General features: G+C 34.5%; 9 protein-coding genes. All 9 read right to left on the bottom strand.

The window, feature by feature from the left end; translation table 11 throughout:
* Positions 1-45 precede the first annotated feature (45 nt).
* Complete coding sequence (locus Q0822_RS01740; RefSeq protein WP_299119348.1) at positions 46-1899, bottom strand: DUF5060 domain-containing protein; 1854 nt, start codon at positions 1897-1899, stop codon at positions 46-48.
* A gap of 6 nt (positions 1900-1905) precedes the next feature.
* A complete protein-coding gene (locus tag Q0822_RS01745) occupies positions 1906-4011 on the bottom strand; it encodes a BNR-4 repeat-containing protein (protein WP_299119351.1) in 2106 nt (701 codons plus the stop codon).
* Between the two features lie 48 nt (positions 4012-4059).
* A complete protein-coding gene (locus tag Q0822_RS01750) occupies positions 4060-7587 on the bottom strand; it encodes a sulfatase-like hydrolase/transferase (protein WP_299119354.1) in 3528 nt (1175 codons plus the stop codon).
* A 195-nt stretch (positions 7588-7782) separates the two neighbouring features.
* Positions 7783-9195, bottom strand: coding sequence for a sialate O-acetylesterase (locus Q0822_RS01755; RefSeq protein WP_299119357.1), 1413 nt, complete (start codon positions 9193-9195; stop codon positions 7783-7785).
* A 5-nt stretch (positions 9196-9200) separates the two neighbouring features.
* Positions 9201-10397 carry a Gfo/Idh/MocA family oxidoreductase gene (locus Q0822_RS01760; protein ID WP_299119361.1) on the bottom strand — a complete coding sequence of 399 codons (1197 nt, stop codon included), beginning with the start codon at positions 10395-10397 and terminating at the stop codon, positions 9201-9203.
* Between the two features lie 3 nt (positions 10398-10400).
* Positions 10401-11744: a Gfo/Idh/MocA family oxidoreductase gene (locus tag Q0822_RS01765; RefSeq protein WP_299119364.1), complete on the bottom strand. Its 1344-nt coding sequence runs from the start codon at positions 11742-11744 to the stop codon at positions 10401-10403.
* Between the two features lie 4 nt (positions 11745-11748).
* Positions 11749-13119, bottom strand: a complete 1371-nt coding sequence (locus tag Q0822_RS01770; RefSeq protein WP_299122238.1) for a DUF1080 domain-containing protein — start codon at positions 13117-13119, stop codon at positions 11749-11751.
* 213 nt (positions 13120-13332) lie between these two features.
* A complete protein-coding gene (locus Q0822_RS01775) occupies positions 13333-14499 on the bottom strand; it encodes a DUF5627 domain-containing protein (protein WP_299119367.1) in 1167 nt (388 codons plus the stop codon).
* A gap of 38 nt (positions 14500-14537) precedes the next feature.
* On the bottom strand, positions 14538-16271 hold the full coding sequence (locus Q0822_RS01780; protein WP_299119371.1) for a RagB/SusD family nutrient uptake outer membrane protein: 1734 nt from the start codon (positions 16269-16271) through the stop codon (positions 14538-14540).
* Positions 16272-16273: the final 2 nt, after the last annotated feature.

Here is a 16273-nt window from a genome sequence, read left to right on the forward strand (position 1 = left end):
ATGATGTTTATCCTGTACTATATGGTATGGGCTACTTAAAGCTTATTATTCAGATTTTTTTATCAAGATCACCCAGTCTTTTTCGGTTTCAGACGGTGGTATTCCAAGCTCAACAATACTTCCTCCTTTTAATGATGTTAAAGACCCATTTTGCAATTCTCCGCCGTTTCTTGGATCGAACCATTTTACTGTAAATTGATTGTCTGTATTACCTAAATTCAATCGGATATTTGAAGCTCCAGACTCTGTATATATAACATATATTTCTCCTTCTTTTGCTAAACAATAGGATACATCATCTGAAGTAAGGTTGTCATTAGGTGTCATTTCCCAAAACGGAATGTGATTATTAAAAAATTGAAGTGCATATCTGTTTTGGTCCCAAAATAAATCGCGACTTCTAAAATCTTGACAGGTTAAATCAGAATTTGGACTCGCATAACCAAAGTACCATTCTACACCATAGCCGCCTGCCATTAATGTTCCCCATAAAGCCCTTGAACGCGCGAAATTATGTTCTGCGTCTTCATCATCTGGAAGCAAAGCAATATTAGCTTTACCAGGTTCATCAACTGCTATTGCCCATTTTCTGCCAGTAGCATTTGATTTTTCGCGCCATTTTAAAACTCTTGGATGTACATCGTTAAATTCCGGATGACTAAGTTGTAATGACGCTCCTGTTAGTGGTGATTGGTCACCAATAAATTCTGCAAATCTATCATCCTTGTTTGGGTAGGTATGAATCACCAGATGACTGTTATAAGCATCTAATTTCGACACGTAATTCGCAACTTTTAATACCTCTGAAATAGGCTGATTATTTTCTTCACCCAAATTCCAATTCATAGATAGGTGATGGCCAAACCTGGCGATTAATTCTCGATAATATAGTTTACCTTCAATTCCGAAAATACCTTTATCCATCAAATGGTCTGTTTCGGTTTCGTGCGTTTTGAAATGTAAGAACATGCCTTTGGTTTCGGCATATTCGAAAACACGTTCCCATTGGTCTAATTTGGAAACATCAAATCTTGTTTTATGAAACATAGTTTCCCATGCTTCCTTATTCTTTTTTACACTGGCATAGGCTTCATAATCTTCAACAGGCACTTTTAAAAGATGCGGAAAAACATTTCTATCATCTCCATCTACATTGAACGTTAAGAATGAAAATACATTCAATTCTTCACTGGCTAAATAATTAATAGCACCAAGTAGATTCTTTCCTTTATTTTCTTGCCAAACAAAGGGTTCTGCAGATTCATTAAAATCTTTGGCATGCGGCTCCCATTGTTTCTGAAAACCTAATGCATTTGTAGATACATCAAAATCGGTAAATGCCAACAAATTTTCTGGTGCATCGACACCCAATTTTATAAAGTATTTCTGACTTTCGGCAAATTTTAAATACGATGCGCCAACATATTGTAAACGCCCTTTAGCGCGATTATCAATACCTGTTTTATCGGATTCTGAAATGTTGAACTTCCCTGTTTGTCCATTCATAAAACCAGCACTTTCCGCACCATCTAACGAAGCAGCAATCGCTATATTTTCACCTTTTTTAAAGGATACTGTATAGGTCCATTCTCCAACGGCATTAGGTGTAAATCGCACTTTCCAAACATTGCCTTTATCACTACTTGTTTCAGCAGCATTTCCATCAGCACCATAAAATCCTGGGATGACAAATGTATTGTCCTTGTTTTTAAACGTAACGTCTAGTCGATAATTTAAGAATGGATTGTTTTCTGCTAATTCACTAGTTTCAGGTCCTTCAAAATTAAAGGTGACTCTATGCCATTTTTTTAGTTCGCCATCAACTTTAATATCTTGTTTTTGTTTACAGGAATTAAACAATGTAAGACATAAAAAGAAAGTTGTGATATACCTGAGCATTGTATTCTATTTAATGACAATTTTTTTAAAAACTCTGTCTACTCCATTATATAGCTCTAAAAAATAAACTCCTTGAGTATTTTTAGAAAAATCTACTTTATTTTGAGACACGCCTCCTATTTCCAAAACTTGACCTTGCAGGTTAACTAATTTATATTCTAGATTATGAATGTTTGATTTTATATTAAAAACACCATCACTAGGATTAGGGTAAACTGAAATATTTTGAGCGTCAAATTCATTAATGCTTAGAGGTGCTATTAGTTCAAATTCAATTTTATCTGGTTCACTTGATAATGATCTTCGCTGTGTTAATCTTACGGTATTTAAACCTTGATTTAGCGTAATATCTGGAATTCTGGTTTCTAAATATACACTCCAGTCAAATGTTCTGGTTATTAACACATCATTGAACAAGGTTCCATTTATTTCAATATCCATAATGGAATCATCTCTATTTCTATTTGCAGCAAAAAGAATAAAATCATAAGTCCCTGCTTCAGTTACTTCAAATACGTGCTCAATAAACTGATTTGACGAAAACGAATCTATATATTCACCACCTGATGCCACAGGATTTGTACCTATATTAATATCAGTTGATGCTGTTGTAAAATCCTCTGCTTCCAACGATATATTATCAGTGGTATCTGGCACATCCTCTTCGGACAAGGTAAATTCCATAAAATATAATGGACGTTTGTCGCCGACGCCTGGTGTGTTATTACCCGTATTTTCCATTAAATACACGTACAATTTATCTCCTTCAACAAAGGCATCAAAATGTGAATAATTTATAGCGTCCGTATTGGTATATATAATTTTCCAGTCATTTTCTCCTTCTAAAGTGGTTTTAATATTTACTTTACCACCTAATAATTCCACCATAAAAACATGGTTCATATAACTATATATTTCGCCACGAACTGATGGGTGTGGAATCAAAACATCTACATTACTAGAGAAATTAGTATCAGTAGCCAACTTATAATAATGTACATTTCTATTATCAACGCGTTGTACAAAATGAATCGCGCCATTCTCAGTAACAGTCCAAGCCGGATCACTATTGCTTCTTGGATTAGTCTCCGTGCCGTAATCATCTCCTGGTTGTGCTATTTGAACAGGATCTAAATTTGGATCTATGTTATTTACTATGGGTAATGCAATAGGATTATCATCTACATCATACCACTGAGTTGACTGATTTTGTGGTATAACGTTGGTGTAAGCATAATATAGTCCACTATTTAACATATAGCCGTTGCTGGTATTTGCATCATTATTAGTAGAGTATCTTATTGAAAACCCAGAATAAAACTTGCCGTTTAAAAACCGTTCACCTCCATACATATTGTTTCTATTTGGCAATGGTAACGTCCCGTCATGGAATAACCAATTGTTAGACCATGATGTTCCATCATAATGTGCTAAAAGTATATCTCCATTACCTGATCCGCCTTTTCTATATCGAGCTATTAAACTTCCATCGTCTGCCCTATGAATCATAGGATAAGTCATCCTTTCATAATCTTGTCCGAGCTTTAAATAATTCTGTTTAGGGTTGAATAAACTCAAATTAAACTGTGCATCTGGAACAAATGCAGCATTGGCTACTGAGACAGAATAATTAAAAAAATCATTAGGCAAAGCTGCTGCAGTGTATGCGTGCATATCGTATATGATATGAATTGTATTGTCTATTGTACTGATACCTATTGCGGCTGTATTATGAGAATCGCCTCTAATACCTGTACCATTTAAAAGCTCTCCACTTTGTCCAACATGTTGATGTGGAAACTCGATAGTGACCCAACTAGAGTTTGGTACACTTAAATTTTTTCTTGATAACATTAAGTTACGCGCATCCATTCCACCTTTATACCAAGTCACAAATGCATACCCATTTACAACATCTACACAATCACCATGAGGTGAAATTCTTTGTGAGAATCTATAATTGACATCTCTAGTTCCTGCAAAGAACAAACCGCCCTCACCAGTTCCTGTTACTTCTGATAATTCTTCTAAGTTGGCTGCAAGTTGCTGTTCCTGTCCCCAATTTATGAATGAAAAAAAACACAGCATCCATATTAAGTAGCATTTTTTCATACTTTATTATAAAAAAATGCCAGTAATTATTTTACTGGCATTGATTGTTTAAAACGAATTTATTTTCAGCTGTATCGTATGCTTTCCTGGTGATAATCTAATAGATTCAAAAGCAGATGGTACTTTTTCTCCATTATGAATTAAGTCCTTTCCATCTAAACCGTTTAGAGAAAATTCGGCGACCATGTTTCCTGGAATTTCAATTTCATACGTCTGCAATCTAGCTCCATTATAAGTATATTTTCCTTTGATTGTACCTCTAACGGTTGGTACTTCAATTTCGCTCGATTTTAATTTGCTCATCTGTGGCTTTATCGTCGCAACACCAAATCCAGCCGTTTTAGGTTTAATTCCCCATAATCCGCGTGGAATTACATTTGCAGGTACAGCTCCCCAAGAATGGTTCCAATCTAAATTGTTTTTGTACTTATTGTCCCAAGCTTCTAGCGTAATCGTAGAACCGATTTTTATCATGTTATACCAACTTCTATCTGAAGTATCCGTTAATAAATCTAGTGCGTAATCAGCTTCACCAACATTATATAAACCATCCATTAAAAATTGAGCACCATATACACTACAAGCCAACCCTCTGGATTTCACATAATTTACAACAGATTCAAAATGCTCTTCTGGAACTAATCCAAAAGCTAAAGGCATCATATTAGCATGAAGCGATGCGTGGTCTGTCCCAATACCATCGACGTAGATACCGCGTTCTGCATCGAACATCTGTTCGTTCACTGCTTTTTTAGCTTTTGCAGCTCTATATTCAAAGTCCAAAGCTTCTTGTGTTTTCCCAAGAATCTTTGCAAACTCTGCCATGATTTTCATGTTCTCATAAAAGAATGAATTGATTACCGTACTATAAGGTTTAAACACAAAACCATCGCGTTCCCCTTTAGTTTTGCTTCCATTAAAGTTTGCTCCAGGCCAATCTACGATATCCGTTAATGGCTTTTTATAACCCTCTGGGAAACCTAATTTTTTCATGAACTCAGCATCAACTTTAGTCGATGTTATGAGACCATCCTCATTAGATAATTCGAATAGTGATTTGTGTTTTAATGGTTCGTAATAACGCTCAATAAGTTCGGTATTACCTGTGTACATATAATCTGCATATATTAATAACGGCACATGCTGTTGCCACTCTGTTGGCCATGTTGGGTTCTTCATGAAATACTCAATGGTACGTCTTGCCATAGCAAATTCTCTGTCCGTAGTATAATGGCTTAATTGATTTAAATACGCATCGGCTTCATAAGGAATACGTTCTCTATCACCATCTACATAAAGCCCATTAAATGTGGTAGCTTTAATTGAGTATTTACATAATTCCCAAACTTGATTTAAAATATCATTATTACTCTCAAAACTACTGGCTTCTTCATCCCAATAGGTGTGAAATGCTAGTTGCGTAAAGTCTTCTGCTTTAAGATTATTTTGAGCTCCTTCCACTTCTGCATATCTAAATGGTACTAAAGGTGGAAAACCATTTGGCAATGGTACTGCTTTATTTGCTCTTGTGTTCCGTTCATCTTCATGAACTTTAATCTGGTATTTCGTCTGACCAGGTTTTACATCCACTTTAATTTCTTGATAGCGAATATTACTTTTTTTAGGTGGTGTTCTATTTAAATTCCCATTATTATCGGCCATTTCACCTACATGTATGGTTAAGGTGTGTGGTGTTTTAGCGTTATAGGTAAAATCCATGGTTGCAAAAGCAGCCTTTCCAAAATCTATAAAATAAAAATCACCTCTTTTTTCAAACGTTGAAGGTTTAACTTCTGTAGTAACGAATTTATTTTCTGTTGAAATGATGTAACTATCACTTTTTCCAGTTGTAAATTGTTGCGCTTCGGCATAATCAACTAATCTGTTAGCTTCATCCCAAATTCTAACTTTCCAATAGTAGGTTTTTCCAATTTCTAGAGCGTTACCTTCATACTCAACATCTGTTGATTTTATAGATGCTACTCTACCACTATCCCAAACATTTCCGTTATTATTATCAATATCAGCCTTATTTGATGCTACCAAAATTTGATAAGCGCCTTGGTATTTTGCACCTAAAGGTACTGTCCACCCGAATTCTGGTTTTAAATCATAAATCTTTACATCTTTACTTGGTTCTCTTATCAATTCTACCGTTAAATCTGTTGGTGCTGCTCTGTATACATTACTGTTTTTCTTGATTAGTTCATCAGTTTTAGCTCTTAAATTATCAAGTACTTTTTTGTATTTCTTTTTACCAACTAGATTTTTAATCTCTTGTGGATCTTTCTCTAAATCGTAAAGCTCCTCAATGGACTTATCGTTTACATATCTGAAGTATTTCCATTTTTTAGTTCTTATACCTTCACTTGGAGGAATTTCACTAAAATCCCAAATATGCTCAATTAAAATGGTATCTCTTGCAATTGTATTTGTTTCCTTTTTAACGATAGGCATCAAACTTTTTCCTTGCCATGATTCTGGAGCTTTAACACCAGCCAAGTCTGCAATGGTTTGTGGCACATCAATATTTAATACCATATCATTAACATCTTGATGTGTATTTTCTCTTGGATCAAATACAATTAATGGCACACGAATAGAGTTATCGTACATTAACCATTTTCCTGCTAATTTACGTTCACCTAAAAAATAGCCGTTATCTCCCATAACTATGATAACTGTATTCTTATCAAGTCCTTTTTCTTTTAATTTTTCTCGAATTTTAGCGATTTCCAAATCGATTCCCGAAATCATTCGGTAATACCCTTTTAGACTGTGTTGGTATTTTTCTGGAGTATCGTAACGCCATGTCCAACGTAACCAATTGAATCCTTTCTTTACAATATCAGGTTGAGCATCAAAGTACTTATCGTCTCCTAATTCTGGCCCAGGAATGGTTGTGTTTTCAAGAAGTTTATCTGTAGTATTCTGCCAAAAATATTGTTCTGGAGCTCCATCATGAGCATGAGGAGCACTAAAACTTAATGACAAACAGAATGGTTTTTCATTCGTTGCATTATTATCAATAAAATCAAGTGCTTTTTGACCTGTATAGCGTGTTAAGTGAACAGTGTCATTATCTAGTGTTTTATAATAATACCCTCTTCTATCCTTATAACGGTTATTTCTGTCGTAAGATTCAAATTCATCAAACTGCTTGTCTAAATCATCATAACGCACACCATACTTACCATAAAACCCTGTGTGATATCCATTATTCTTGAGAAGTGTTGGATACGAATCATCCATGTATTCGCTTCTAATGTTTCCTGTTTGAAAGTTGAAGTTATGAGCACGCTCATGCAAACCCGTTAAAATACTCGCTCTACTTGCCGCACAAATAGGAGTTGTTACGATGGCAGAATTAAAGTACGTTCCTGATTCAGCTAGTTTGTCCATTTCTGGCGTCTCAACAAATTTGTTCCCTGCATAGCCGATAGCATCAAAACGTTGATCGTCAGTTAAAATAAATATTATATTCGGCTTTTCGCTTTTAGCCTGATTCGCTTGTGCAGAAATTTTGTTAAAACATACTAGTGTAATAAGGGCTAGTAAAAAGCTTTTCTTTTGCATAAAAATAGTCTTAGTTTGTATAGAAGAGATTTGAACTTCATAAATAATTCAATGAAATATATAGCTTATAAAGTTAAAATATATAAACCCAGAAGCTATCCTGTTGTGTCCTGAAATGAAATCTTATAAATTAATTCATATTGTAATAGCTCTAAGGAAGTATAAAAATAGAAGTTAAAAAAATCTACTTTACCACTAATCTGTTCTAAATATAGAAATTGGCAAACCCGATTTTGTTTTTAAATTACTTTCAAAACAGTCCTCAAATCCATAACGTATTGCTGCAGGATTTTTTACCTGATCACTATAAATAATTAAGGTCTTTTTGTTTTTACTAAAACTTACTTGAGCAGGATAAAACACTTTATCTTGAGAAGCTATTTCAAATCCTTTTACGTTTTCAGTTTTTAGAAAGTAATCGTTTTTTTGAAACTTAAATTGAAGTTTTATTTTATCGTCTTTAGTTGACATTTTCTTTAGGACAGCACTTTTATAATTTAAATCTTTCAACTTGTATTGCTCTGCAAGTGCCCATTTTGATAATCGTTTTGCAACTATTTCTTTCTTAGAAGGATGAATATCATTACAATCTCCTGCGTCTGTGGTGATGACTATGCCTGTATTTGGAATCTGTTGAGAAATTTTGAATTGTGCTTCTCTTATGAAATCAGCTCCCATATTTGTAGCATTTTTATTCTTAACGTAGTTAAAAGGAGCTATTTGTACAAAATAGAAAGGAAGATTTTTATCTTTCCATTGATGTCTCCATGAATCGATTAAATCTTTCATGTAACTTTCATATGTGCTAGGTTGCTTTCTATTTGATTCTCCCTGATACCAAAGTATGCCTTTTATCTTAAAATCCTGAAAAGGATGGATCATCGCATTATATAAAGCGGTTGGCTTTTTTTGTTTGTTCTGATCTGTATGTAAAGTATTAGGAATTTTGATATTCTCATACTTCAATACATTTTCTTTAGGTATCCAAGATTCTATTTTCGTGCCTCCCCATGATGATTCAATAATCCCTATTGGAACATTTAAATTTTCATAAAGTACTTTTCCAAAAATAAAGCCAATAGCACTAAATGATTTTGCAGATTCTAAATTTGATTCAACCCATTTACCTTTAACATCAAATTCAGGAGTAACACTTGCTGTTCTTGGGTTATTGAATAGTCTAATATTTTTATTGTTCGCATTTTGTAGATATTTATCTGCGTTTAAAACTTTCGATTTGCCTAAACCTTTCAAAGGCATTTCCATATTAGACTGTCCGGAACAAAACCAAACTTCTCCAATTAAAATGTTGGTTAATGTTATCACATTACTGCCTTCAATTTTTAATGTATGCATATCAAAGGAGCCTTTTTTTGTTTTAATTTTTGAAAACCAAAATCCTTCTGAATCAGCAACTGCTGAAGTTTTTTCACCCCAACTCGACGAAATATTTATAGCATTATTAGGACTGTCTTTTCCCCAAATTGAAACGGTTTCGTTTTGTTGCAAAACCATATTATCTCCAAAAAAAGCTGGAAGTTCTATTTGACTATGCAGTGTTAAACTAAAAAGAATAAAAACAGAGAAAAGACATCTTGAATGTGACATAAATATTATTCTAAAACTATTTTATTGTTCCATTTTACAATTTCATTGTTATACATGGCATCGAGTCCCATTTGCACGCAGATTGCAGTTTTTGCACCTGTAATGATATCTGATTTAGGTTGTTTATTATTTAAAATGCCTTCTCTAAAATCTAATAAGGCTTGTTTTGTTGGATTTAGGTGTTCCACATTTATTTGGTAGCCTTTCTCTTTATCCCATTGAACGGTTGCTCCGCTAACACCATCGACATCTCCAAGAACTCTATTCTTCTTTTGGCCTTCAGGATAAAACCAAGCATTTTTCATATCAATAATTATAGTGCCTTTATCTCCAATTACTTTTATTTGGTAACCATCTTTAGCATTATTCGTTAAGTACGTAAATTTTGCTTTAACTCCGTTTGGATAGCTATAAGTTAAATGCACATTATCATAAGTTTCTCTTCCATCTTTCCAGTAATCCACACCTCCAATACCCATGACTTGGTTTGGGGTTTCGTTAAGCACCCAATTCACAAAATCAATTTGGTGCGAAGCTAATTCTGCCGTAAGACCACCAGAATATTCTCGGTACATGCGCCAGTTTATAGCCTTTTCAAATTGAGGCTCAGGCACTGGACGTCTCCAGTTTCCATGTCTATTCCATTGACATTCAAAAGCTGTAATATTACCTACTTGCCCTTCTTTAATTAGGTCTACCACATGCGTATATAATCTTGAACTATGATATTGATGACCCGTTTGAAATATGTTTTTAGATTGCTTTGCTTTATTGACGAGTTGCTTTACACCATCATAGCCTTTTGCTAATGTCTTTTCGCAAAACACATGCTTACCAGCATCAAGTGCGTCAACCGCAATTTTTGAATGTAAATGAAAAGGTACTGCGACAATAACAGCATCGATATCCTTATTATCTAAAAGATTTCGGTAATCTGAATAACCTGCAACTTTTGAATTTGATTTTGCCAAACCTTTTTCTAATCGAAATGGTAAAACATCGCAACCAGCAATTACATTCACTTTATCAATAGAATTGATAATTGACATTAATCCGCTACCTCGAACCCCTGTACCAATGACACCAATATTAATCGTTTCATTGGCATTTACATAAGATAATACATTACCATACAAGTACGAAGATCCAGCTACTACTGCTGTAGCTGCGGCGGTTTTTTTAATGAATGTACGTCTTTTCAAATTTTATAGTTTAAGTTCCCAACCAGGTTCGTAAGTTCTAGACCACAATTTCATGGCTTCCCTGTTATACATTTTACCTGTTTTATCATCAATATCAAAACCATCATTAATTCTGTAGGCAATATTAGCATAATGCACCATAGCCATACTTTTACTAGCATCATCAATTGGTGCTGTTAATTTTGTTTTACCTCTAATGGTGTCAAAAAGATTTTGAACATGTTTCGTTGACGTATCTCCACCACCACCTAAAGCATTTCCTGCCTCTTTTGATGCTGAATTATATTCTTTAACTAATTTCCCTTTACGGTCATATAAGATATATTTACCTCTATCGACAAACACAGAGCCTTCTGTGCCATAAATTATGGTACCTCGTCCCCCACCATAAGTACTATAACTATTTCTAGATTTACCATCCCACTTAATGACTTTATTGTCAGCAAATTTAAACGTCGCCTCCATATCATCATACATTTCCCAACCATCATCTAAAAAATGACGCTTTTCTGCTTCAACATATACATGTTGAGGAAAATCGACTTGCAAAGCCCAACGTGCCACATCTAACTCGTGGGTTCCATTATTACCTGCCTCGGCTGTTCCATAATCCCAACCGTACCAATGCCAATTGTAATTCCATGTTTCAGAGGTATATTCTCGTCTTGGTGCTGGTCCTTGCCATAATTCCCAATCTAGACCTTCTGGTATAGCAGCACTTTGTTGAACTGGCACCTTACCTCGACCGTTGTTGTAAAAAGCTACAGCTTTATATGGTTTTCCTATGATTCCGTTATGGATTTCTTTTATAATTTCAATGGTATGACCAGACGAACGTTGTTGATTACCCATTTGAACCACTTTATTAAAGTGCTTTGCGGCTTTCACCAATTGTTCATTTTCGTGCATATTATGACTGCATGGTTTTTCTACATACACGTGCTTCCCTGCTTTCATCGCCATGATTGAACCTGGTGTATGCCAATGGTCTGGTGTCGCATTTATTAATACATCTACATTTTTATCGTCTAATACTTTTCTAATATCATTCTCTAAAGCAGGATTATAATTGATATGTTCTCTAAAGCCTTTTAAGGCTTTTAGGCGTTGGCTCTCCATAACATCACATAAGTAGAGTAATTTTGCGTTACTTTCTTTCGATGCTATTGGTGATTTAAAAGCATTTAACCGTCGTCCTAAGCCAGCTATCGCAACATTTAAACGATCGTTGGCTCCAATAATATTATTATAGCTTTTTGCAGACATGGCATTAATACCACCTGTTAAACTTACTCCAATAGCTGCTGCTGTTGTCTTTTTTATAAAATCTCTACGATTATTTCCCATTTTACTATTTCTTTATTTTTGGAACTTTGATTTTAATATTTCTGAAGGACACTTTATCTCCATGATCTTGTAAAAGAATTTGTCCTTTTTCAAGCAATCCAAAATTAGGCCATTTTTTGTATTTACTTTCTGAAACTAATTTTAGAAATTCCTCACTTCCTCTTTCGTACTCTAAAACCTTAACATCGTTAATCCAATGCTCAACATGATTATCTATTGATTTTATGTATGCGGTATTCCATTCACCAATTGGTTTAATTGGTTTTTCAGGATTTGCTTGAATTAAATCGTATAATGAACAAACCGTTCTACTGCCTTCATGAGAACCTAATTTAGCATCTGGATGCAATTCATCATCCAAAATTTGATATTCTAAACCAATCGATGAACCTGGACCCTTATTAATTTCGGTATCGACGTAATATTTAATACCACTATTGGCTCCTGGTGTTAGTTTAAAATCTACTTGTAATTCAAAATTGCTATAATCTTCTGTTGTTACGATATCACCACCTGCTTCAGATTCTCCGCCTCCAGATGCCAAGACAATAAGTTCCCCATTTTCTATGACCCAACCTTTATCAGGAAATGCATCTAATTTAGCACCTCTCCATCCATTAGTAGTTTTGCCATCCCAGAGCATTTGCCAGCCTGATTTTTGTTCATTTACAGTAAGGTTATTTTTTGTAACAACAGGTTGTAAAGTTGACTTTGTAGTATATTTAGAAAGATTTTCTGTTAGAATCTTAGCGTTCTTCCACATCACTTGCTTACCAAGTTTATCCTTATTTTTTCCTATTGAATGCACTTGTAAACCAAAAAAACCGCTAGCTGTTTTATCGTCAATTAAATAAGACGCTGGAACACTATTAATCCAAGTTTTTATAGTATCGCCTATGGCTTCAACCCTGTAGTGATTCCATTCATTTTGTTTAAAGGCCTTTTGCGCTTCTTGATTATTTTCTAGAGTATGTAGCCATTTACGTCGTTTTTCATCATAAATACCACCACTCCAAGAACGCTTTGATGGGTCTATCTCTACTTGATACCCATGAACCATTCCCTCTCTGTAATATGGTACACTATTACTGCGAATCTGAATCCCTGAATTCATGGTAGAATCGACTTTAAAATCAATTTCAAAAATAAAATCTCCATACATTTCATTAGTAGTTAAAAATGTATTTGGTGTATTCGCGGCTGTTGTTCCTATAACGACTCCATCTTCAACTATATATTTTGCTTCACCTCCTTTAATATTCCAACCCTCTAAAGAATTGTTATTGATAAGATCTACCCACGGTATTTTATCTTGTTCACTTTTACAAGAAAATAAAAAAACTATAATTAGAATACTATATTTTACTGATGCAATGGATTGTAATTGTCTCACTTTAAATTATTTTTAGTTAATACCATTTACCATTTGAAATTACTGTAAGAGAAAATGATGATTGGTATAAGATATGGCTTATTTATTATTTTTATTTAAAAAACCCTCCATTATATAGATTATAATGAAGGGCTTGATTTATTCTTAAAACTACTTAGTTAAAATTAGAGCCTATTGACTAAATACACAGAACTTTTAGTCCACTGTTAAATCAACTACAAATTCCTCAAATCTCACGTTTCTGTCTCTAATAACTAAAGTATCATTTACCTGATGATTTAATTCAAATGTTGATGTTGTTGTTGAAACTAATGAACCAAAAAAGAATTCCTGAGTGACTTCAACATCTTGTTCTACGTATTGAAAATCTAAGTAAATTACGTCTCGACTTTCCCCTCCCCATTCATCTCCATCTTCTACAAAGCTTCCTGTACCGGTTACGGTAATATTGCTATTTGGATCAGCATTAGAAACAGTAATTTCTTCATTATCGTTAAATGTCAATAGTAAAGATAACTGAACGTCAGTAGCAATACCAGGTCGTCTAACATCAATAGTAGTAGTTACTTCACTCCTTCCTGAAGTTGCTAATGGAATAAGTTCATCTTGCACAACAAATTCTGCTCTATAAACTGTAGAGCCATCTATGGTCTCTGATACTGTTTCTGTGGGATCCCCATTTTCAAAAACCGTAACCGATTCGTTAAAACCTAAAGCTGCATCCTCACCGCGTCTTAAATATATACCATCATATTTATTGATAAATTTAATACCGAAAAGCGTATAATCTTTTGGTAATGGATCCCAATCTTCATCTCTTATTTTAATAGGATTATCCACTAAAGGAACACCTGTTAAAAGCGAATCTAGTTCTTCATAATCTGTAATTCTTAAAGGAATTACATAATGCACTTCTTCAAACTCTGCAAATGCCAGGGGATCGTCAAAGAAGGCATCTGAAAGCTGTACCGGAATACGCCCATCTGTAGCACCAGAAGGAATTGTTACTGGGCTTTCCTGTTCAATAGTATAGTAAGAAGCTGGTAAGATCTTAACATTTACAGTATCTACGCCTAAAGCAGCCGCATCTATTAATTCAGGAGCTAACTCAAAATGTACTCTTCGATCTATATCATTATTGTAAACTCCTGACATGACGACACCGATTTCAAATCGTCCATTATTATCGTTATCGTTAAAACCCAAATCATACTTGCCTTGAATTAGCGTTCTTACGGGCGTTTGAAAAGGAAAATACACTGAAGTTGAGCCGAAGTCGTCAAAATCATTTTCCTGATTTTCGCAAGCTATGACACTAAAGACCAGAGCGGTTATTAATATTAATTTCAATTTTATTTTCATGTCTAATTTTTTTTAATTCTTATAAAATACACATTATCCTACCAGCCATTATTTTGCTCGAGTTCAGAAAACTTTAAAATCTCAGTATTTGGAATAGGCATATAAGTTGCAAATGGTTGATAATTTCTAACTTCCACAGATGGCAACTCAATATAATTATTTCCGTCAAAAAAATAACCTTTAGCTGGTTCATTTAACGGTAATCCCCATCTTCTGATATCCCAAAACCTATGTCCCTCAAAACTTAGTTCTATACGACGTTCATTTCTAATAAGCTCTCGCATATCCTCTTGAGATGTAATAGATGCTAGGTAATTATCTGGTTGTGAAATTCCTGCTCTATTACGTATTGCTGCTATCACATCACGAGCGGTAATACCATCAATTTGATTGTCTGGACCACCAATTTCATTAGCTGCTTCAGCTAATATTAAAAACAATTCAGTATATCTAAAATACACATTAGCATGACTTTGACCTTGAGCAGTTCCATTATTATTAATAAGAACATCTGGACGTAACAATTTTTTAAGGTAATATCCAGTAGTTGTAGACTGCTCAGGAATAGAATCTAACCTATCATTTCCTCCACCAACACCAGTATTAATTATATCGCCTCCAACTCCAAAAGAAGCGCCATTAACAATAACATATTTTTCTAGCCTAGGGTCTCTATTAGCATAAGGGTTTTGCGGATCGAAACCATTAGCCGCGGTTGCAGGAAAGCCGTCTTGCATTGGAAATGCCATTACAAAGTTATGTGTTGGATTAATCTCACCATTTCCATTCACTGAAGGTGGAAACATACGTTCTTCATAGTTAAACGTATTACCACCTATAGACCCACGCCAAAGGGATTCATTACTCTGTATATTATCATCAGATGTATAAAACTCATTACCACTTGGGTCTAAACCAGCAACACCTCCAATAGTATTTAAAACTTGAGCAGCATTAGTTGCTGCCATATCATAATAGCTTTGACTATCTAAAAACGACGGGCTCGCTGCAAAAAGTGCTAAACGTGCTTTTAATGCTCTTACTATTTTTCCTGAAAGACGTAAATCAAAAAAGTTATCATTTACTATTCCATATTTATCAAATTCAAAGTTTTCTAAATCTGAATACCATGGATCTACTTGTCCTGCGCTTAAACCATAATCTGTTGGTAATAAATTAAGTGCGGCATCAAAATCTGCCATAATAGCCTGAACAGAAGCTTCAAATGATAAACGAGGTACGTTAAAGTTACCATCTGGTTCAATAAACTCCGTAAAGTATGGAATACCGAGTAATTGTCCTGATTCACCTATACCAGCATGCGCTTGAAGCACATAATAATGATGTAACCCTCTTAATGCCAATGCTTCTCCCTTCAAGCGCATTTCAAACATGGTGTTTATTAATGCATCTCTGCTCCATTGTGTTTCTCCTGTTTCAATAACTTCTAAGAATCTGTTTACCCAGAATACACGTTCAAAACTACCCCAACGGGCTGCTGGGTTAAATTGCGCATTTAACTCACCAAGCGCCATTCGCTTATAGTTGTTATTTAAAATATTATTAACAGCATCATCAGTAGCTGCTTCAGAAAATGAATATTGATTAACCAAGCCCGTATATCCGTTTAATAACACACCTTCTGCTGCATTTGGATCCGAGAGAATAAAATCAAAATCCAACCTGTTTTCTTCAATAGGTTCTAAGGTATCACAGGCAATCATGCCAGTAAATACAGACACAATTAATATATATTTTATTAAATTCTTCATTG

It is taken from the genome of uncultured Winogradskyella sp. (assembly GCF_947496485.1).
GTDB lineage: Bacteria > Bacteroidota > Bacteroidia > Flavobacteriales > Flavobacteriaceae > Winogradskyella.

Excerpts from the sequence above, each read along its gene's own strand:
- Q0822_RS01740 (WP_299119348.1), bottom strand. The coding sequence starts at position 1,899 with ATGCTCAGGTATATCACAACTTTCTTTTTATGTCTTACATTGTTTAAT.
- Q0822_RS01745 (WP_299119351.1), bottom strand. The coding sequence starts at position 4,011 with ATGAAAAAATGCTACTTAATATGGATGCTGTGTTTTTTTTCATTCATA.
- Q0822_RS01750 (WP_299119354.1), bottom strand. The coding sequence starts at position 7,587 with ATGCAAAAGAAAAGCTTTTTACTAGCCCTTATTACACTAGTATGTTTT.
- Q0822_RS01755 (WP_299119357.1), bottom strand. The coding sequence starts at position 9,195 with ATGTCACATTCAAGATGTCTTTTCTCTGTTTTTATTCTTTTTAGTTTA.
- Q0822_RS01765 (WP_299119364.1), bottom strand. The coding sequence starts at position 11,744 with ATGGGAAATAATCGTAGAGATTTTATAAAAAAGACAACAGCAGCAGCT.
- Q0822_RS01775 (WP_299119367.1), bottom strand. The coding sequence starts at position 14,499 with ATGAAAATAAAATTGAAATTAATATTAATAACCGCTCTGGTCTTTAGT.
- Q0822_RS01780 (WP_299119371.1), bottom strand. The coding sequence starts at position 16,271 with ATGAAGAATTTAATAAAATATATATTAATTGTGTCTGTATTTACTGGC.